Annotated in this window: 18 protein-coding genes and 1 pseudogene; 12 read left to right on the top strand and 7 right to left on the bottom strand. The window is 60.3% G+C overall.

The window, feature by feature from the left end:
* The first annotated feature begins 59 nt into the window (after positions 1–59).
* The 4 genes from EI982_RS16755 (at position 60) to EI982_RS16740 (ending at position 5,284) form a co-directional block, all read left to right on the top strand.
* Positions 60–1,970 (top strand): tRNA-guanine transglycosylase, encoded by a 1,911-nt coding sequence (locus tag EI982_RS16755; protein WP_199243678.1) that lies wholly within the window; start codon positions 60–62, stop codon positions 1,968–1,970.
* 132 nt (positions 1,971–2,102) lie between these two features.
* Entirely contained in the window at positions 2,103–2,507 is a 405-nt protein-coding gene (locus tag EI982_RS16750) for a DUF6884 domain-containing protein (RefSeq protein ID WP_157690774.1), read from the top strand.
* On the top strand, positions 2,497–3,759 hold the full coding sequence (locus EI982_RS16745; RefSeq protein WP_157690773.1) for a tRNA-guanine transglycosylase: 1,263 nt from the start codon (positions 2,497–2,499) through the stop codon (positions 3,757–3,759). The genes EI982_RS16750 and EI982_RS16745 overlap by 11 nt, the downstream gene beginning before the upstream one ends.
* Positions 3,752–5,284 carry an ATP-binding protein gene (locus EI982_RS16740; RefSeq protein ID WP_157690772.1) on the top strand — a complete coding sequence of 511 codons (1,533 nt, stop codon included), beginning with the start codon at positions 3,752–3,754 and terminating at the stop codon, positions 5,282–5,284. Before EI982_RS16745 ends, EI982_RS16740 begins: the two co-directional genes overlap by 8 nt.
* Positions 5,285–5,297: 13 nt before the next feature.
* On the opposite strand, the gene EI982_RS16735 is transcribed toward EI982_RS16740, so the two are convergent.
* Entirely contained in the window at positions 5,298–5,780 is a 483-nt protein-coding gene (locus EI982_RS16735; RefSeq protein ID WP_157690771.1) for a GIY-YIG nuclease family protein, read from the bottom strand.
* 655 nt (positions 5,781–6,435) lie between these two features.
* Here EI982_RS16735 and EI982_RS16730 point away from each other — a divergent pair.
* A complete protein-coding gene (locus EI982_RS16730; protein ID WP_157690770.1) occupies positions 6,436–7,302 on the top strand; it encodes a hypothetical protein in 867 nt (288 codons plus the stop codon).
* A gap of 18 nt (positions 7,303–7,320) precedes the next feature.
* On the opposite strand, the gene EI982_RS16725 is transcribed toward EI982_RS16730, so the two are convergent.
* On the bottom strand, positions 7,321–9,933 hold the full coding sequence (locus EI982_RS16725; RefSeq protein WP_157690769.1) for a RecQ family ATP-dependent DNA helicase: 2,613 nt from the start codon (positions 9,931–9,933) through the stop codon (positions 7,321–7,323).
* A gap of 296 nt (positions 9,934–10,229) precedes the next feature.
* Entirely contained in the window at positions 10,230–11,216 is a 987-nt protein-coding gene (locus EI982_RS16720) for an HNH endonuclease (protein WP_233255252.1), read from the bottom strand.
* 327 nt (positions 11,217–11,543) lie between these two features.
* Between EI982_RS16720 and EI982_RS16715 the strand changes: the two genes are divergently transcribed.
* A complete protein-coding gene (locus EI982_RS16715; protein WP_233255251.1) occupies positions 11,544–11,918 on the top strand; it encodes a TRAM domain-containing protein in 375 nt (124 codons plus the stop codon).
* Between the two features lie 509 nt (positions 11,919–12,427).
* Here the strand turns inward: EI982_RS16715 and EI982_RS16710 are convergent.
* Entirely contained in the window at positions 12,428–13,540 is a 1,113-nt protein-coding gene (locus EI982_RS16710; protein ID WP_157690768.1) for a phosphotriesterase family protein, read from the bottom strand.
* A gap of 138 nt (positions 13,541–13,678) precedes the next feature.
* Here EI982_RS16710 and EI982_RS16705 point away from each other — a divergent pair, with 138 nt between their 5' ends.
* Complete coding sequence (locus tag EI982_RS16705; protein WP_157690767.1) at positions 13,679–14,422, top strand: N-acyl homoserine lactonase family protein; 744 nt, start codon at positions 13,679–13,681, stop codon at positions 14,420–14,422.
* A gap of 85 nt (positions 14,423–14,507) precedes the next feature.
* On the opposite strand, the pseudogene EI982_RS18840 reads toward EI982_RS16705, so the two are convergent.
* Positions 14,508–14,825 (bottom strand): annotated as a pseudogene (locus EI982_RS18840) (macro domain-containing protein); the annotation flags it as partial.
* A gap of 54 nt (positions 14,826–14,879) precedes the next feature.
* On the bottom strand, positions 14,880–16,628 hold the full coding sequence (locus EI982_RS16700; RefSeq protein ID WP_157690766.1) for a receiver/sensor box histidine kinase: 1,749 nt from the start codon (positions 16,626–16,628) through the stop codon (positions 14,880–14,882).
* A gap of 302 nt (positions 16,629–16,930) precedes the next feature.
* Between EI982_RS16700 and EI982_RS16695 the strand changes: the two genes are divergently transcribed.
* The 3 genes from EI982_RS16695 (at position 16,931) to EI982_RS16685 (ending at position 18,494) form a co-directional block, all read left to right on the top strand.
* Positions 16,931–17,134 carry a hypothetical protein gene (locus EI982_RS16695; protein ID WP_157690765.1) on the top strand — a complete coding sequence of 68 codons (204 nt, stop codon included), beginning with the start codon at positions 16,931–16,933 and terminating at the stop codon, positions 17,132–17,134.
* A gap of 102 nt (positions 17,135–17,236) precedes the next feature.
* Positions 17,237–17,578, top strand: a complete 342-nt coding sequence (locus EI982_RS16690; RefSeq protein WP_157690764.1) for a DUF8159 domain-containing protein — start codon at positions 17,237–17,239, stop codon at positions 17,576–17,578.
* Between the two features lies 1 nt (position 17,579).
* Positions 17,580–18,494, top strand: a complete 915-nt coding sequence (locus tag EI982_RS16685; protein ID WP_157690763.1) for an alpha/beta hydrolase — start codon at positions 17,580–17,582, stop codon at positions 18,492–18,494.
* A 48-nt stretch (positions 18,495–18,542) separates the two neighbouring features.
* On the opposite strand, the gene EI982_RS16680 is transcribed toward EI982_RS16685, so the two are convergent.
* On the bottom strand, positions 18,543–18,947 hold the full coding sequence (locus tag EI982_RS16680) for a universal stress protein (protein ID WP_157690762.1): 405 nt from the start codon (positions 18,945–18,947) through the stop codon (positions 18,543–18,545).
* An 83-nt stretch (positions 18,948–19,030) separates the two neighbouring features.
* Between EI982_RS16680 and EI982_RS16675 the strand changes: the two genes are divergently transcribed.
* Both EI982_RS16675 and EI982_RS16670 read left to right on the top strand, forming a co-directional pair.
* Positions 19,031–20,044: a DUF7490 domain-containing protein gene (locus tag EI982_RS16675; protein ID WP_157690761.1), complete on the top strand. Its 1,014-nt coding sequence runs from the start codon at positions 19,031–19,033 to the stop codon at positions 20,042–20,044.
* Positions 20,041–20,334 carry a DUF8060 family membrane protein gene (locus tag EI982_RS16670; protein ID WP_157690760.1) on the top strand — a complete coding sequence of 98 codons (294 nt, stop codon included), beginning with the start codon at positions 20,041–20,043 and terminating at the stop codon, positions 20,332–20,334. The genes EI982_RS16675 and EI982_RS16670 overlap by 4 nt, the downstream gene beginning before the upstream one ends.

Genomic DNA, 20,334 nt, shown 5'->3' with positions numbered 1-20,334 from the left:
GGTTTCTACAGCGAGGGGTTAATTGAGGTGTCGCATAGAGGTACTACACAGGTTATTTGATGTCTGCATTCAGAACTCTTGCAAAGGCTAGGTACGGTCGGCAAGGCGAGATAGAGACGTCTGCCGGCCAGATTCAGACACCTGCGCTTCTCCCTGTTGCGAACCTTATCGGAGGGACCACACCAAAATCAGGCGGCATCTGGCGGTACACGCGTCGCCATCTCTTCCAGAGTGACACCGTCCAAGGTATCATGTTCCAGACGATGACGTTTCTCGACTACAACCTCACCCCGGACAACTTGGCGGAGTGGCGGGAGAAGCCGCTGAAGCAGCACTTCGAGGAGAGTGACGTCGAGCCAGGGTTTACGCAGCCCTTGTTTGTCGACTCCGGCGGGTTCAAGCTGATGAACTCGACGACGTTCGGACAGCCACCGGAAGATGGTGGGAGCGAGAACGACTGGGGTATCTACACGAACCCGGAGAGCATCCTGAAGCTACAGTTGGATTACGGCGCGGACATCGTCGCCACATTGGACTTCCCAATTCCTCAGAACCTGAACCGGGAGGAGGCCACCGAGCGAATGGAGTGGAGTATCGACAACGCAGTCGAATGTCTACAGTTGCTCAATGACGATGAGAAGCTTGAGGAATGGGATGTCGACGGGACACCGTCCGTCTACGTAGCGATTCACGGCCATAGCTACGAGGACGTCAATTGGTACGTGAGCCGATTTCTGGACCGGGCTGAGGAACTCGATGAAGCGTTCGAGGGCTTTGCGCTTGGATCACTTGTCCCGCTCAGCAACTCGCCGAACGTCCTCGTCGACATCGTCCAAGGTGCAAGGGATGCGATACCGGAGGAACGGTACGACGACATCGCGCTCCACGTCTTCGGTATCAGCGGCCGGCTCTGTCCCCTGCTCTCCCTCCTCGGTGTCGACACGTTCGACTCCTCGAACTACCTGAAAGCAGCTCGCAACAAGAGCTTCATCCATCCGGAGACGTGGCGGCGGACCAAGTTGAGCGACTGGGATGAGGGGGACTGCGATTGTCAGGCATGCCAGGATATTTACTTCGACGATATGCGGCACGCCCTGTTGGAGTCGGATGTTAGCTACAAACGTATCGAGGGGGAGCACGGCAAGCACTACAAGAGCGAGTACTACGCACAGATAGCTCACCACAACTTTGAGCTGTATAGCCGTCAGATGCAGGAGGTACGGGACGCCATCGATGACGGCGAATTGCTTGAAATCGTGGCGGAGTTCGCTCAGGGGAAGAACATTGTCGAGAAGGGATTGAAGCGAGCACAGCTTCACAACCCGGAGCTCCGCGAACAGCTGGCTGACATCGGCTACGAGGAACTCGTTGCGGGACCGGACGCTGAAACGTTCCAGACCAAACTCTCTGGCTTCCTCGAAGGCGTTGAAGACACGACGCGGGAGAAACGGACCATCTCGTTGAAGCACGGTCCCAACGATTTCAGCATCCTCCAGCAGAACAGTTACCAGCCGCCAAGCGAGGCAGATGTCCTGCTGATTCTGCCGTGCAGCCAGGAGAAACCCTACTCCGATTCTCGGACACAGCAGGCAGTACTCTCTTTGCTTGAGGAGTACCGGGACCGGTTCCACAAGATATCCGTCTCAGGGTTGTACGGCCCTGTGCCAGAGGAGTTCGAGGAGGCGGACCCGGTGATGAGCTACGAGTATGTCCTCACCACTGCTGACGACGACCAAATCGAACTCGTTGCGAACCGCCTTGCCCAGTACCTGGACCAATTCGGTGAGCGATTCGACCACATCCTGGCCTACACGACAAGCAAAGCATATCGTCGTGCCATCGATGAGGCATTCACTCGGTATGGCCGGGGTGAGATATACCCATCTGATCCCCGAGCCCTCCAACTGACTGAGCATTTCCGCAGCGAGAATATCGACGAGTTTGTGGGCCGATTTACGAGTTCACTGTGAGGCGTCCCAGCTATCCTATGCGCCTCCGTTGATTCTCCACAAAGACTAAGGTCTCCTCACGCGATCAGCAGACAGATGACGTCACTATTAGTCCAATCGTGTTCCGCGACAAAGAAATCGGTGGACACACCGGTGCCCGCCATCGATTTGTACGATGGATACTTCTTCAGAATCATCAAGAAGGCACTACGCGCGGACCAGTTTCAGCCCGGACTTGACATTATAATTATATCTGCTGAGCATGGTATCGTTGAAAGCGATGACAAAATAGGATATTATGACCGTCGGATGGACACAGATCGTGCTAACGAATTGAACGGCGAAGTCGTCAGTGCTATTGCGAAGAAAGTCGCTGACAATAAGTATGGCAAAGTATGGGTCAATCTGGGGGAGGATTATTTGCCGGCTATTGACGGAATTGAAGTCGCTGTCGATGTCCCGATTCACTATATTGAGGGCAGTGGCATCGGTATGAAAGGCAAGCAATTGAAGCATCTGGTGTCCAGCGGCCGATCGATTCCGGTGCATGGTGACTGATAGTATGGTGTCGTTTGATACCGTAGCAGAGGCAGGTGAAGCGCGGCGTGGCCAGCTCCAAATAAACGACCGGATCTTAGAAACACCGCATCTGTTTCCCGTCATTAACTTCTACGGCGGCGGCAACGAGGGCGCTCTATTTGGTGGCGGCGTCCACCGTACGATCAAGGAGTTCCTTGCTCACGACAACGAAGTCACCGGTGGTGAAGACTACAGTGACCTGTTCCGTGGTGTAATGACTTCCATCTCTTCCTTGGCTGACTACGGCATTCGAGAAAAGAAGCTGGACTGGTATCTTAACAAAGAAATCCGTGAGTGGGAATGTTTCAGCGATTATGATGGGATGATCTTTGCAGACTCCGGTGGCTACAAAATCCTGAAGCAGGGCGGTCTAGAAGGTGAGGACTTCGAGAAGGACATCGATCAGGACAAAGCCTTGGATATGCAGTTGGACCTGGGCCCTGATATCGTCGTCAATCTAGACCATCCGATTCACCCTGACGACGAGTTCGAGGAACGAATCGAGAAAATGGAGCAAACTGCCGCCAACGCTGCTCAGTTCGCAGAGCGCCGTGACGAGGTCAACGGTGCATGCTATCTGACAGTCCACGGCTACTACGAGGCGATGCTTGAACGGTCCTTCGATCTTATTAAAGATGAGCTTGCAGAACCGATCCCCGAGATATTCGACGGGATTGCATTAGGTAGCCTAGTCCCCCGGAAGGACAACGTCGAGGTTCTTATCGAAGCAGTATCCGACTGTAAGCGGGTGATGCAACAGCGAGGTTACGGAGATCTCCCCCTGCACGTATTAGGAATTTCGGGGAACACGATGCCGTTGCTCGTCGCTGTCGGAGCTGACTCCTTCGATTCCGCATCCTATCTACATCAGGCGATCAACGGTAAGTACTGCGTCAATTTGTTTGAGACGGTCCCGGTGGACGAGGCAGACTTCGACGCCTGTGATTGTCGCATCTGTAACGACGATTTCCACCGGGCACGGATGCGGAACGAAATGGACGACCTGTATCAGAAAGATATCCTTGGTTCGGTCGCCGCACACAATCTGGCGATTCAGCAACGCGAGCTCCGCCAGTTCCGCCAGTTGATCGCCGAGGGTGACCAAGAGCAGGTAGCTGACTACCTTGAGGAGGCTGTGAAGGACCAGAAAGGCTTCCGCAAGTTCGTCTACCAGCTAATCAACGAACGGATGAACCCATACTTCGAGGAGACAGACACAACCTATGCATAAGACACCACAAGTCAACGAGGTCAACGAGTTCATCGAGATTGCGAGCGACTTCGAGGACCCGTTGGAAGTCATCAGAGAAGCATTGTCGAATTCCTACGACGCAAACGCAACCCAGGTCGACATCAAGATCGAGCAGGACAATGAAGGACGGAACACCTTGGTCATCAAAGACGACGGCCACGGGATGGACGAAGACGACCTATCGTCGTTCTTCGATCTCGGAAACTCGAACAAAGACGATGCTATCGGGTACAAAGGCCACGGAACCAAGATCTACTACAAGAGCGATAAGATCCGGGTCGAGACAGTCAAGGACGGGACCCGAATCGAGTCGATAATGGACCAGCCGTGGGCGAAGCTGAACAACCGCGAACTCCCCAGATACTCGATCGACACGGCAGACGTTGACGAGCCGTCACGCACCCGGATTGAAGTACACGGATTCCGGGCTGGCCAGGGCTTCGACCCGCAGCAGCTCACCTACAACAAGATCGAGCACTACATCAAGTGGAAGACCATCGGCGGCTCGACAGCCTGGTACTTCAACGACGACTTCCACGAGATGGATATCAACGTCGAGCTCTCACCCATGATCGACGACACCCGAGACCCGATCGAGACCGATAATAGGTTGAAATTCCCTGCTGAAAATCAGGATCCAGAAGGTGAGTTCGTCGCCGAGGAGATGTGCAAGCATTACCCGCCACGGGAGCTGAATGTCACGATCGATGACGGCCGGGAACTGACGATGGAGGTTGTCGGGATGGTGGGTGGGAAGGAAGCACGGAACAAGCTGCCGACCTATGGGAAGCACTCTGCCCAGTTCGGGATCTGGCTGGCGAAAGATCACATCAAAGTCGAACGGTACAACGACGCGATAGGTGCGGATAACGAATTCTTCCACTTTTTCTTTATCGCCAACTGCCAAGACTTGGAGCTCTCCGCCAACCGGGAGAAGATCCGGAACAAATCCGGGAACATCTACCAAGCCATCACGGACGAGCTGGACCGGTACATGACCAAGGTGTGCCAAGAGTCGTGGTACCGGAACTACATCGAACGCCGCAAGCTTGAGGACAAGAAACGCAGTATACGATCACAAGAAAGTTCACTCCAAGAACGGTTAGAACGCACCCAAGAGCAGGAGGGGCTGTCGCCGTCAAACCCGGCTGAGGTCATCGCCGCTTTGGAACGGTACAGCGCTAACGGTGCACCTGAATCCATCCATATCGCGGACTTCCAAATGGACGATGAGGTTAATGCGATCCTCGCCACTGACGACGGGTTCGACAATGCGTCGTTACAAGTGAAACTTAGCGACTTCTTTGAAGACGAGACACCGCTGACCAACATCGACCGGTTCGTCTGCTGGAAGCTCGGTGATCTTGACGCACTTAAGAGGATTGAACGATCGTCCTATATGGGCGAATCTATTCGCTTTGACTTCCAGAAAAACCAGATTCAGTACGGCGATGAGAACCCAAAGACAATTCCCGTGGTTGAATTAGACAACAAAATTACGTAATTCGATTACGTCGTTACTCTTGAATCTCGTCGATTCCAAGGAAGTCCTGAAGATTCTCTTCGAGTATACGTTTGTGTTCATAGAGCGTACGTCGTGTATCATCGCTGTGGTTGGCGTATTTGATTTTGTCGACCATTCGGTTGATGTGCTCAATCTTCTGCTTGACCCGGTTATACGGTTGTTGTCGAAACGCCTGTTCGTCCTCAGACATGAGTGCGAAAGTTCCATCAGATTCCTTGAGATTGAATTTCCCCTGCTGAGTTTGCATATCGCTCTTCGCTGGGAAATTTAGATAGGGCTGAAAATAATCTAGTAGTTCCTGTTCGGCTTGGTCAGTCTGTTTGGTCGTCCACCAAGAAACGGAGACAATATCCCATAGATCAAGCCGACCATAGCTTGAGACACTGGAGTCTTGTCGGATAAAGTGCTGTCGTAGTCTGCGGCGGAGATTACTTGACTGGCCCGCATACGCTGGTCTATTGTCCAAATCAAACATACAGTAGACTCCCTCTTCGGGTGGAATTGGGGTAAGGTCCATTATTCAGTATCAATGAGTTCTATTCAGTCCTATCTAATAACTTAAGCTCTTCATCAATTCCGATCAGATGGTAAGAATCATAAAAGCTCGCGTTGAAAATAATTGTGCCAGACATAGTCACTTGATTACTGACTACTCACGATCATCGATCAAGTGGAGCAAAATTATCGAGAGTCTGTGGGAGCACTTGTTGAGCTGGTTGGCCTTACCAAGTGAATTGAAGCCCCCGTTGGAATCTCCTTGGTAAGGTTCGCTTCGAGAGTTGGTTTATACCCGCCGGGAGAGGTGGAACGGACTCGTGGGTTGTGGCAGACACGCCCGAGAGGTCCGTCCACATGGTAAAACGTATGAGCGGAACAAGTGCTCCCGAACGAAATCGACGTGTCGCTGAGAATCAAGAACCCGAAGCAGCAATTGCATTCACCAGTCGTGCGGATGGTTCCCGACACCGGTTCCGGTTTCTCCAACTCGAAGAGCAACCCGGGATGTGGCGACTCCACGAAATCAAAGAAGACCGAAGTTGGCGTATCGTTGGCTGTGAGCCCATCCAAGGGCTCAGAGTTGGTCAGACGGAACCGCATCCCGAGCACGCCGAACAGCACCGTATCGTGTGATGGACCGGTCGAACCAATCATCATCTGAGATATCTAATCTACAACCTGAACAACCAGAGTCAACTGCCGAGACCAGTCCGTACGGGAACCAAGCCTACGTACTCGGTGCGACTGACGACATATCGGCCTTCGAATCGAAACCGACGGTCATTCTCTGTCCGAACTGCGGTGATGTTGTCGCTACGCACAAACAGGGTCTCCCGCGGGTTGTGCCTCAATTCGATGTGTGCTGTACGACCTGCCAAGTCGAACTCCGCCGCTGGTGTGCCGTCGCCGTCGACGCAGCCTACAGAGCGTCAGTCGAACCGCCGACTCTCACGGCGATGACACAGGCATACTGGAACGAGTGGCTCTGGGCTGGTATTACCAACTACAAAGGCCAGCCTCGAAACGACGAGTACACGAATCGTCTCAGTACGAAGGCCTCAGAATTCGGCTGGGACTGGGAACTCACCTGTCCGCTCTGTCGGCGAGGGATAAGCCAGCTCAAGCAGGAGATTCGAGATACCCGTGATAGTCTCGACTATCACCACTGGTCGACGAATCCCGACCAAGGTATCACGCTCTGTCGGGAATGTCACGACATCATCGGCTTCGACAGCTACGACAACCAAGTCGAGGAACGTGCTCACGAATGGGGGTTCCGATCACGAAACGATCTGCAGATCGTTCGACTCGCTCTCCGTGAGGCGATCGCGACCGACCAACCGGTTCAACTGGAGATGGCGACTGACCTCGTCAACCGATATAATCTGATCCAGTCGCCAGAGGAGGTCAAAGAACTGCTCAGAGCGGTTCTTCTAGACTCCAATCTCTATGATCGATTTGTCGATGACTCGCTGTACCAAGGTCTCGCTAACTGCTGACTACATCTGTGGAACGTTTCAGCTCCATCCACTGCGCTCGGCGAGGGCGAACGGATAGACCGGACCGCTGCTGGCGCGTCTCAGTTCGATACCTGCCTCGGTAAGCGTCCAACGAGAATTGACGATATCGTCAACGAGCAGAACCGGCTCTGTGCGAACCTCGTCGGTAATATTGAATGCGCCGCGGACGTTCCAACACTTCTGATAAGAGTTCTCGAACGTCTGCTGCGAGGGTCGCTCGTCACACCTCTTGACAACGGCGTCAAAACCAAGATCTAGGGTTGCCGCCAGTCGTTGCGCGAAGTCAACCACAGCCCCCTCGTTTGAAGTCGAGGGAACAGCCGTCACCCAGGCTGGCGCTGGTTCCGGGTTCCACTCCTCTAAGAGGAGGGTTGCTGCCGCCTCAACGAGGTCCTCCGAGAATTGGGTCGATTCGCGCTTGGCTTGTCTCACTTCTGTCCCCCAGCCAGGTGTTCCCAGTATCGAGAGGGCTCGGCCAGGTTCGAGCGTCTCTGCTGAGTCGATACGCGAGCGCCCACCGTCTTCCAAGTGAACCATTTTTCGAGGAGAGATTACGGTGCCTCCTTCACGGTCATAGTGTCTCCGCGCCGCTTGGACAAGCGAGTCATCCCGGACGTCTGTCGGAAGAAACGGGCCGGTGCAGTTTGCACAGCGGCCGCATGGTTCCTCGAGTTCGCCATCGAGTTCGTCATCGATGAACTGCATGTAGCAGTCGTCGGTGTCGACGAACGCCCGCATTCGATCTAGTTCACGACGGCGCTGAGCGGTGACTGCTTGGACGTGTTCGGCATCGTACGTCCACGCGTTCGTCGTCCGGACGTACCCGCCCTCTTCGCGAGCGAGCGCCTCTTCCACGTGGAGGATGTCGATGGCTTTGTCGATGGTCGCCCAGCTGAGATTCGCTGCCTTGGCGATATCGTGTTTCGTCACCGGTTCGTCGCTATCTTCGACAGCTGAGAGTACACCTTCGAACGCTTCGGGCGAAGGGAATGCGTTCTCGATGAAGTACTCGGCTATCTCATCATCTTCCGCTCCCGACAGCAGGATGGCGTAGGCATCGTCGAGTGACCGCCCGGCGCGTCCGATCTCTTGGTAGTACCGAATGAGGTTCGGTGGTCGCTGGAAATGGATGACGTAGCCGAGATCAGGCTTATCGAATCCCATCCCGAGTGCATTCGTCGCGACGAGTGCGTCGACCTCGTCGTCGAGGAGGAGTTGCTCGCGTGTCTCGCGCGTATCGGATTCTAACCGACCGTGATATGGAAGCACATCGAGACCCTGTTTTATCAGCCACTCTGCGACGATCTCTACTTCGTCGACAGTGAGGCAGTAGATTATCCCAGCGTACTCCGTTGATGAGACGTTCTCTGCGAGCCAAGCGAGTCGGCGTTCACGTGACTCGAGGTTGATCGCCTGGACGTGGAGTGACTCTCGAAGTAACGGGCCCCGGATCGGATCGAGACCAGGAAGTTGTTTGAGAATGTCATCGACGACACGGTCGTTTGCAGTCGCCGTCGTCGCCGCAACAGGGACGTCCTCCGGTAGACGATTGACAATTCGTTTGATCCGCCGGTAGTCAGGACGGAAATCGTGTCCCCAGTCGGAGATACAATGTGCCTCGTCGACGACAAACAGCCCGAAGTGTTGCTCCATCTCGGCCAATACGTCGTCGCGGAAGCTGGGCTTGGCGAGCCGCTCCGGTGAGACAAGTACGATATCGCATTCGTCGTCTACAATCGCTTGCTTCGCTGCCTCCCACTCTTCGACATTGCTCGAATTGATCGTCACCGCCTCAAGTCCAAGCGTCTCCTCAGCGTTCTGGATCTGGTCTCGCATCAGCGACAGTAGCGGACTGACGAGCAGGGTCGGTCCGCCACCGTGGTCGCGCCGGAGGCGTGTCGCGATGAAATATACCGAGCTCTTCCCCCATCCTGTTCGCTGAACGAGCAGGATCCGGCCACGCTGGTTGACGAGTTGGTCGATCGCTTCCCACTGTTGTGGCCGAAACGTCGCGCCGTCTCCGACGCTTTGGCGTAAGAGATCGAGCGCTCGCGACCGGGAGACGCCATCCGACACTGTGGATCTCTGCTTGGCTGACCCCTGGTCTTTGGCGTCGTCTCGGAGTTGGTGCAGAGTCTGAGCATCGAGGTATCGTGTCTCTTGTAAGTCGTCCATCGAGATCGTAGCGACAGTCTGGAGTTCGCGGTAGCCGGCCTCATACAGAAGATACCGGTCACGAATCGAATAGTCGTCGAGTCGAAAAATGGAGCGTTCCTCGTCGTCGAATAGGTCTTCCAATGCGTGCCGTTTGGTTTCGAAACTCCCCCCGAGGTACGCGATGTCTGCAAACGCATCCATGACGTCTGCCCGGGGAACGGAATACTCGGCGGCAATTTGGCTGAAAATCGTGTCGTCATCACCGCGAAGTCCCCGAGCTGCCTCCCTGATACACTCAGCCATATCCCGACTGATACTCGGGACTTCGCAGAGGGTGTCGATATCGGCGTCGGCAACGTGACCGACCGTCGTGAACCCGTTATTCGCAAGGCCCTCGGCCCGAGTCTCTCCGACGCTAGGAATATCTGCGAGCTCTGTCGTCGTGTTACTCATCGACTTCGGATCAGTCCCTCACTAGGTATACAACTCTACGGTACTTAAAACAGATTTGTCAATCACCGACAACTGCACGGGTTAGAATGAGTGATCTTCTCTAATGAACACACATTCGGGGCACGAGTAGAATCGGTCTACTACGTAGTGTCGGATCTCTATTGGTTCGTGCCCGCATTCGGGACACTCCGGCCCGTATTCCGGTTCCATATCTATTCATACTCTATGACATATTATGGTTCTTTCCTAGATTACCTGATACGGACGCCGAGAGCGACTACTCACGGATATAGTGCTCATACCCACTCGAGCGCCGCGTTGTGCTGCGCCACGTATTCGAGATTCAGACGCACCTCAGACAGCGGGATTCGCTCTCCAGCCCTATCGACGAGTGTCCGCTTCAGCAGATCGCTCTGAGTGTTGAAAGATGGGTTCACTCGCAATCGGTAGTCCTGATCAATGGTGAATAGCTCACGGTCGAATGCGGCGTGGTGGGTTTTGCTCAGCGGAAGGGCGTTCGTCAGATCGGCTCTATGTTCCGGATAGTCGCTCCACGACAGGATATGGGCCACGTCTAATAGTCCAGGATGGTCGACACCAGAAATCGGACAGGTGCCGTCGTGACGGGAGAGCACCGTGGCTCGGAATTCAGGGTCTACCGAACGGGCGTGTACGGTAGTCTGGTATGTTCCAGCTCCCATCTCTGTGTCGGCTGCCGTCGATGACCAATCTGATTTCGCCCAAGTCACGACTGCGTCCTCGACAAAGTGCCGCCCATCATCCGTCAGCCCGTATTCGTCGCCTCGTTTTTCGACGAGTCCCATGCTCCGCAGCCAATTCACGCGCTGTTTCGCCATGTCCGTCTCGCCTCTCGTCCAGCCCAACTCCGGGTGTGTATTCAATTGCTGGTCGCTGATCTCCGCGAGCGACATCGACCCTGCGGAAAGCGCGTACAGGAGACTTCGGAAACCAACATTCCGACCACACATAATCCGGAGGAGTGTCTCGGTATCATCCTGTTGGACGTACTCTCGTCCGACCTCTCCAAGCTGCCAATGCTCTCCGTTTCGGTGCAGGAATCCGACTTGCTGGAGATACTTGACTCGCCGCATGATCGAGTTGCGACTCGAAACGTTCGCGAACGTGCCTCGGTGCCACCCGACGAGTTCGTCGGTCGTCGGAGAATGTGCCTCCACGAACTCGAGAATCGCGTCAAGTGTGTCGACGTAGTGTGCCCCGCCGCCGAACATCGGGACGATACTGCGGAGCCGATCCGGAGGCATAACGACATGGTGACAGAGTCAAGGTATGGATCTTTCCCCAATTCGACTCTGTTGGCCGTGCTGAATTGATCAACATCTGGAATTTCTCGAGAGTCGTATGGTTTCTCTTCTTGTAGATTCTCGAAGGTAGATCCAAACGCTAAGCGCGACCTCTGTCATCACGCACTCCTACTCTCTGCTTATATTGCTTGTCTACGCAAGAAAGGTACCTTCAAAACTGTAGACTGCTTTCAACGGTACGGAGAGATACTGTCGATGATAGAGTTTCTAGATTCGTTGCTGTGTATGTTCACCAGTCGGGTAAAGAGCCGAAATGGGTCGTATACCTTGGAGATCCCAGAGCAGGAAATCGACGTGGGATCGTTGGAAGAGGGGAAGAGATACAAAGTGGCGTTGTTCGAAGCTGGTGAGGTTGGATCCGCTGAAGATACAGGTAGCAATGCATCTGGTTTTACTAGTCAACCGTCGGGTACACAGCAGCGACCCGATAAGAGTCCGGAGTTGGATCAGCCGCCCGTAGATGAAGGTGAGATCCGAGAAGTTGAAATCGAGGATATCGGTGAGAAAGGGGATGGTATCGCACGTATACCACCTGGCTACGTTGTATTCGTCGAGAAGACCAGTCCGGGGGACCGGGTCCGGATCAAAATTACTGAAGCACGGGACAACTTCGCGTTTGCAGAGGTAGTTGGCCAAGTCTAACACTTGTTTGTGCGCTGGGCACGGAAGCTGTCAGCGTATCCAATCGGTGATTTTCCTACATCAACACGGATTTCTTCTGGGATTTTCACCGTTGTCTGGACACTGATTTCGATCTAACGCTGGTAACGGAATTGTCGGCGGTCCGGCTCAGAGATACGAACGGGATACGGGATTGAGGGCCAGTAAGCGACGGAGAAATTGAAGTTGCAAAGCAGCGGCTTAAGGAGTTCCGTAAATAGGTCCGCTAGGACTTCGGGGACCATCTCGGCAATAGCTCGATAACAGTACATCGAAGACACCGGCCAAGACATTCCCAATACCATACTCATAGCTCTCCATAGGTCGGTCTCCTGATTTGCTCTGTGATAACTAAATTATCACAAATAACGATTGATGCGCCAGATGTTCGGCTCGGAGTAACGGGCCGCACATCCCCTTCGGACACGCTATTCTACCGTCGCCACGGAGGCGTTCGCGCAGGAGTGTGCTATCGGCGGACGCAGTCGACGTTACGCCTCCGGTTCGACGAAGGTCAGCATCTCTTGGGGGTTGTCGACGAGGATCCGGTCGATGGTCGACTGCTCGACGCCACGCGCCCGCAGCATGGGGACGACGTTCTCGAGGATGTGCCCGTATCCGAACCCACCGTACGCCCGTCGCTGCATCTTCAGATAGACGTCGTGGGCGAACAGGAGGTTCGAGGCGTAGCCGTCCTCGATCAGTTCGGTGACCGAATCGAGGCGCCAGCTGTCGGAGGGATAGGCATCGTCGTGTGCTTCGAGGTACGCCCCCATGCCCCAGAGGTCGTACTCCAGATACGCGCCGCGTTCGGCCAGCTCCCGCTGGTAGTCGAGGTCCTCGAACACCGTTCGGTCCATATGATCGACGACCACGCGCTCCGGCGCTAGCCCCTCCTCCTCGACGATGTCGAGGACGTCGAGCCCCCACCGCGAGGTGGGCTTGGTACGGCCTTTCTGACTCCGCTTGGTCCGCCCCGGCGGATGGACCGTCAGCGACGCGCCGGTCCGCCGGGCGGCCCGTGCGCCCGCTCGCAGAACGGCTTCCTCGTCCGGGTAGATGCGGTCGCTCAGCCCGATCTCTCCGACGATCCCGGCCCTGATGTCGGTGTCGCCGATCCCCTCCCGGACGTCGCTCACGAACTCGGCTTCGAGTCGCTCCGTCAGTTCGGCGGGATCGAGCGACGAGAACCGCTCCGGATGCGCGGGTTGGGTGTAGTACGCGGTTCCGTGGACGGCGTTCAGGCCCGTCTCCCGGGCGATTCCGCGCACCCGCTGGGGGTCACAGCCGAGGTTCTTGGGCGTCACGTCGACGACGGTGTCGCCACCGCCGCGCATGAAATAGGAGAGCTCGTCGATGGCCTCCGCCATCGAGTCCAGTCGGAGGTTGTCCTCGTGCCCCATCGGGTGCCGGCGGACGTACCAGAGGTTGTCGAGTTGGATCGGCTCCGAGGCGACGGCGCGTTCGTGGGCCGATTCGGGGGGGTCGAACCAGGCGTCGACGGCGTCGATGAACAGGTGTTCGTGGGTGCTCGTGATCCCGACCTCGCCGGGGTCGATCGGTCCGTCTACCGTGACAACACTTCCCGTGTCACCGTCGGTCATGAGAGATACCACCGCAGGTGAGTAGAAAAAGTCTTGCGCCGTCGGTCCCGTGACGATGGCGGGAGAGCGACCGGACACCCGAGGACGCCGGGGGACGAGGGCTCCGGGTTTATACTGCCGGCGTGCCAGGGGGGAGCCATGACGCCCACGGTCACGCCCCGCTGTGCCGGGTCGCTTACCATGGACGCGAGCGTCCTCGTCGAAGGTCGGTCGGGCACCATCGAAGCGCCGTCCATCGTCTACCTGATCGAGGGCGAGGAGACGCTCCTGGTCGATACGAGTTTCGGCGACCCCGGTCTGATGGCCGACCGCCACCCGGGATACGAGTGTCACCGGACCGCGGGACAGGAACTCGACGCCGTCCTCGCCGACGAGGGGTACGATCCGGCGGACGTGGACGGCGTGGTCCTCAGTCACCTCGACTGGGACCACTGTTACAACCTCGATACCTTCGGCGCCGACACGGACGTTTACGTCCAGCGCCGGGAACTGGAGTACGCCATCGCGCCGTATCCGATGCACGCCGAGCGCTACGAGGCGAAGTCGCTGGGGCGGGAACCGCCGTGGCTGACGGTCGATCTGACGCCGATCGAGGGCGAGACGGAACTCTGTGCGGGCGTCACCGCCGTGCCGACGCCGGGACACACCGTGGGCCACCAGTCGGTCGTGGTCGAAGCGGACGCGGGGACGACGGTCGTCGCCGTCGACGCGGTGCCGACGTTCGACAACGTCACGGACGACCCGTCGGCACCGATCCGCCGGGGGCTGGCGATGGACGAGTTCGCGTGGCGCGAGAGCGCACTCGACGTACTCGACCGGGCGGATCGGCTGCTCCCGGGCCACGAGTGGGGGATCCTGGACGCCGAGCCCGCGGGACTGTAGTAGTGTTTGTGACTGTTTGCACACCTGATCGCACGCAGTCCCGCGATCCGGTGTGCGATGTCTTACAAGAGCTACGATAGCCTGACACCGTGTCGGCGACCCGTCGGAGCGTCTCGTGATCGGCCGCGGAGTAGGCGATCATCCGGACGTCCGCGAGCGTCGTCGCCTCGTAGTCGGTGATCGCCTCGAAGCCGAGTTCGGCCCCCTCGGCGAAGTCGACGCCGGCGGCGCCCGTCCCGAGGACGGGAACGTCCAACGACGTACAGCCGGGGTCGTCGGCCCGTTCGCGCCGCGGCGGAGCGCCCCCGCGACACCGCTCCCCATCCGGAGGCTGGTCCCGGCGGCGTTCACCAGCGTCCGCGGACTGGGCAGCGGCGTCCCCCCGAACGGTGGTGAACTCCATGGGCGAGGGTACGGCGAGCGCCGACAAAATACCGGGGCAGGAGCGGCGGGCGAATCAGGGTTCGGCCGGACTGGGTCCCCGACGCGCGCCCTCGACACCGCGGAACTCGAAGCGGGCACCGCCGGTCTCGCTTTCGGTGACTCGTACCGTCCAGTCGTGGGCGTCGGCGATCTCCCGAACGATCGAGAGGCCGAAGCCGGTGCCGGAGGGGTCCGTCGAGTAGCCGTCGTCGAAGATCCGCTCGCGGCGGCCCTCCGGGACGCCGACGCCGTCGTCCTCGAGGTAGAAGCCGCGCCGGGGCCCCGCCTCGGTGGCGGTCGGGGCGTCGGCGCCCGCGCCGCGCACGAAGTCGTCGAGGGCGCCGACGGTGACGGTCAGGGCGTCCCCGTCGTCGGGGTCCAAGCCGTCGTCGGCCGCCGGCCGACTGCTCGTGAAGCCATGCTCCACGGCGTCGCCGGTTTCGCCGGCTTCTCGAGGGACCTCCGATCCCTCGTCGTCACCGGACTCCGTCCGGTTGCTCGTGGAACCGTGTTCCACGGAGTTCCGAATCAGGTTCTCGATCAGGCGCCGCAGCCGGCCCTCGTCGGCCCGGACGGGCCGCGAGTCGTCGACCCGGAGTTCGGCGTTCGGGGTCTCGACGTGTCGCCAGCACTCGCGGACGATCCGTTCCAGTTCGAGCGAATCGGCGTCCGCGTCGGTCACGGGACCCCCATCCCTGGCGAGCGTGAGGAGGTCGTCGATGAGCGCCGACATCCGGTCGTGGGCCCGGTCGACGGCCGCGAGGTCGTCGCTATCCCGGGTCTCGCGGGCGAGTTCGAGTCGCCCGCGGGCGATACCGAGGGGGTTCCGGAGGTCGTGGGCGACGATGTTGGCGAACCGCTCCAGGCGCTCGTTGCGCCGCTGGAGGGCCCGCTCGGACTCCAGACGCGACAGCGCCCCGGCGACGAGTTTGGCGAGGACGCCGGTGATTTCGAGGTCGGCGTCGTCGAAGGCGGCGAGGTCGGTGTCGCCGACGCTCAGGACGCCGTACTCGCCGACTGGGAGGTACATCCCGGCCCGGAAGTCCCCCCGGTCGTACCCGTCGTCGACCTCGGCGAGTTCGTCGTAGAGCAGGGGCTCGCCCGTGCGGTAGACCCGCGCGGCGGGTGTGTCGCCGTCGATCCGGTAGTTCGGGCGGGCGCCGGCCTCGGCGACGGACCCCTCGGTGGCGACGGCCGTCCGCAACAGACCGCCGGCCTCGTCGGCCAGGCGGAGCGTGGTGTGTGGATACTCGAGGATGTGTTTCGCCGCGTCCGCGGTGATCCGTGCCACCTCCTCGAACGTCGTCGCGTCCATGAGGCCGCGACTCGCGTCGTGGAGCGTCTCGAAGCGCCGCTGGCGCTCCACGAGTTCCCGCTCGCGGCGCTTCAGGTGGGTGACGTCGTGCTGGAACCCGACGAAGTGCGAGACGGTGCCGTCGTCCGTGAGTGGCGTGATCTCGACGTGGTTCCAGAAGACGCTACCGTCCCGCCGGTAGTTCCGGAGGACCGTCGAAGCCGACTCCGCGGCGTCGACGGCGGCCCGGAGTTCCGCGATCCGGTCGGGATCCGTCTCCGGTCCCTGGAGGAACCGGCAGTTTCGCCCGAGGGTCTCCTCGGGTCCGTAGCCGGTGAGCCGGTAGAACGCGTCGTTGGCGTAGACGATGGGGTTGTCCGCCGCCGTCGGATCGGTGATGACGACGCCGAGGGGCGCAGCATCGAGCGCCCGGCGTCGCACCAGGTCGCTCACGCCATCGCCCGATCGCTCGGGGTCGTTCGGTGGCATCCGGTGGGACTGCGCGGAGTCGACAGATAAGCCTTGGCTCTCGGTGCGAACCGCCGCGCGACGACGCCTCGATCGTTGCCGCCGCGAGTCGTCGGTCGGGGCGGGGAACAAATGACGGATCACCAATACGTGCGGTGGTGAATGTCACCACGTGACACATCCATCCCCTAGTAACGATCATGAAGGTTTATTATGGAGGGGTTCAATGATGGATTCACGATGCAACGCGTCGCACTCGTATGCTGACCTCGGTTCGACGAGGCAGTGACGGCCGGTAACCGACCCAGCATACGACACACCCAATGAGCACGTCCCGACGCACGACCCGGAAGAACCGTTCGACGATCACTATCGAGCCCGTCATCCCGCTCCAGCCGCGGTCCGGAACCGGTCCGACGACCGACGGTCGGCGGGACCGCCCCGAATCGACGGACGACGCCGAACCGACGACGACGATTCCCATGATCGACGCCGGCGGCCTCGGGCCGAAACCCGGAACGGACTGATCGGCCACGCCGTCTTCTTTCCCCGTTTTTCGCCGCGTCCGAGCGGCGCCGCCGTCGGATTCCGGTAAGGGTTTTGATCGCCGAGCCACAAGGTCGGGTACGATGGACGAATCCGAACTGGAGGCGGAACTGCGCAAGTTCGGCATCGACGTACACGACGTCGAGGCCGTCGACCCCATGGAGCTGTCGTACGTGACGGCCTATCCGGGCGAAGAGGTCAACCACATGGAGATGGGACAGATGCTGAACGGGCTGCTCGACCTGGCGCGGGACGGCGAGTGGGAGCCGACGCGGATCGAGGCGACGGTCCTCCGGTTCGAGGACGAGGTGATGAACAGGTGGTACGCCAAGACCGAGTGGTTCGAGGATCTACTGCAGTACCGGATCTCGGAGACCGAGTTCTCGACGAACGTCCTCGAGACGCTCGACGAGGACCTCGAGTGAGATGCCCGTCGCGACGGGCGTCCGGCCGGCCGCCGACCGATTCGAGTTCGCGACGACGACGCTGAGCTTCGGGAGCGAGGCCGGCCCCCGTCGCGGCCGACTCTACCGCCCGGACCGGCCGTCGTCGCCGCCGGTCGTCGTCCTGGGACCGACGGTCGCCGCCGAGTCGTCCTTCGGCTACCCGCGATACGCCGAGCGGTTCGCCCGTGCCGGCTACGCCGCCTTCGTCTTCGACCACCGCGAGGCCGGGGGCGGCGGCCCCCGCAATCTCGTCGATCCGGACGCCCAGATGGCGGACTGGCGCGCCGCCGTCGACCGGGTTCGCCGCCTCGACGGCGAGCGTCGCCGGATCGTCCTCTGGGGCTTCGGCCTCGGGGGCGGCCACGTCGTCCGTCTGGCGGCCGAACGGCGACGCGTCGCCGCCACGGTCGCCGTCTCGCCGCTGGACGGCCGGGCGTTCGCCCGCGCCCGGTCGCCGGGCTACCTCGCGCGGGCCGTCGCCGCGGGCGTCCGCGACCGTCTCGGCGCCCCGCTGGGTCGGTCCCGGTCGGTGCCCGTCGTCGGCGGTCCCGGGGAGTTCGGGCTCCTGCCGCGGACGCCGACCGGCGAGGCGTATCTCGACTGCGTCCCGCCGGAGAGCGACTGGCACAACGAGACGCCCGCCCGCGGCCTGCTCTCCCTGTTCCGTTACCGGCCGCTCGCGGACGCCGCCGACGTCGACTGCCCGACACTGGTGCTCGCTGCCGGGGAGGACGACCTCGTCCCGCCCGGGACGGCCGCGACGGCCGCCGACCGCATCGACGGCGCCACCTACCTCCGACTGCCGGTGGGCCACGTCGACCCCCTCGGCGACGCCTTCGAGACGGCCGTGGCGCATCAACTCGCGTTTCTGGAGGGCGTGGTCGACGTTCGGTAGCCGACCACGGAGCGCGTGGTCGACGTTCGGTAGTCTTCGGATCCGTCGTCAGTCCGCAGAATCGAGCGGAACGACGGCGACGGGACGCGAGGATGCCAGTAGGACCGACTGCGTAGTGCTGCCGAAGACGACTTTTCCCGTGGGGTTGCGCTTTCGCACGCCGACGACGAGTTCGTCCGCGTCCACCGCCTCGGCGTGCGCGAGGAGGTCCTCGTCGGGGTCGTTGCCACGGACGAACTGGTGGGTCTCGACGGTGGCCCGGGCGCCCAGTCGCGACTGCACCACGTTGATGGCGTCCTCGCCGTCGCGGGCCGTCTCGGCGTCCGTCCGCGACCCGCCCCACAGGGAGTTGACGGCGTGAACCGTATCCTCGGGGTCGAGTCGGTCGTCGAGGTAATCACACAGCGCGGCGCTCGTGTCGACGGTGTCGGTACCCAAGACGTAGGTGGGCATGGGGCCCCCATCGTCGTCCGGAGGGATAAAATCCGCTTTCACCCTCCGCAAAGCATTTGCGTAGTCCGGGAGTTTCCGCGCCTATGCGTCGCGAATCAGCGCTGGCCGCGGGTGCGGTCGGCGTCGTCGTCCTGGCCGTCGTCGCGGCGGTCCTGGTCCCCGGTGCCCTCGCGGATCCCAGCGAGGACCGGCCGGTCCGCCCCGGTCCAGTCACCATCGCCGACATGGAGATTTCGGCGGGCGACGTGACCGGCGACACCGTCACCCTGAACGTGGGGACGCGCCTGTCACACCGCGGGCCGCCGGCCCGGAACGTCAGTCTCCGGGTCCAGGCCGTCGACACGGAGTCCGGACTGGTCGAGTCGACCCGTACCGTTTCCGTCGGGAACCTCAGCGAGGAACGCGAGGTGGCGGTCCCGACGAACCTGACCGTCGAGCGCGAGGGCGGCTACCGGATTCGGGCGGTCGTCTACCGCGACGGCGAACGGATCGACAGCGGAGCGCGCGAACTCCGCGGACTGGAGGCGCTCCAGCCGGCCTACGCCCGGAGCGACGTCCGGTTCGCGTCCGCGGACGCCCTCCCCCCTGTCTCCTTCGCGGTCGCCGAGGCCGGCGAGGACCGGACGACACTCGACATGCAGGTCGCACTGACCAACGAGGGCGACGAGCAGCCGTCGGATCTCCGCGTCACGGTGACGCTCCGGCAGGCCGACTCGAACATCGTCGCCAACCGGACGGCCGTCGACGTGGGGTCGATCCGCCCCGGCCGCACGGCGACCGTCGAGACCCGGCTGACCGTCCCGGCGGGGTACAACTACTACGTCGACGCGGTGCTCTGGAAGGACGGTGTCGTCATCGACAGCACCCGGGGCGCCGCGAACCTCGATCCCTCGGAGACGATCAGCGTCAACGAGACGCGTCGCGATGTGGAACTGGAGGTCGGCGACTTCACCCGCGGCGACGGGCAGGGTGGCGACCGGCCCCGGCCCGAGGCGACCGGGATGCCGACTGCCGGCGGCGGCCCCGGGTTCGGCGTCGGCGTCGCCGTCGTCGCCGTCGTCGCCGCCGCGCTGTTCGCCCGGAGGTGGACCAAATGAGCGACACACACACAGACACCGATCCGAGCACCGACACCGACGAGACGAGCGAGAGCGACGACGAGGACACGGGCGCCCGCGTCCGCCGGTACGCGAACTACGCGATCCTCGTGGTCCTCGGACTCCTGGCGTTCGTCGCCGTCGTCCGGCTGTATCTCAGCGTCTCGAACGCCATCGGGACGTGGGTCACCCGCGAGTACCGCTCGCTGTTCCAGGCGGCGTTCAACCTCGTCGTGTTGCTGGCGGCGGGCGTCGGTATCTCCTATCAGCTCCGCCGGCTCTACGGCTAG

It is taken from the genome of Haloplanus salinarum, from assembly GCF_009762275.1.
Classification (GTDB): domain Archaea; phylum Halobacteriota; class Halobacteria; order Halobacteriales; family Haloferacaceae; genus Haloplanus; species Haloplanus salinarum.
The sequence above is the reverse complement of the archived record's forward strand: the minus strand, read 5'-3'. Positions and strand labels throughout refer to the sequence as shown.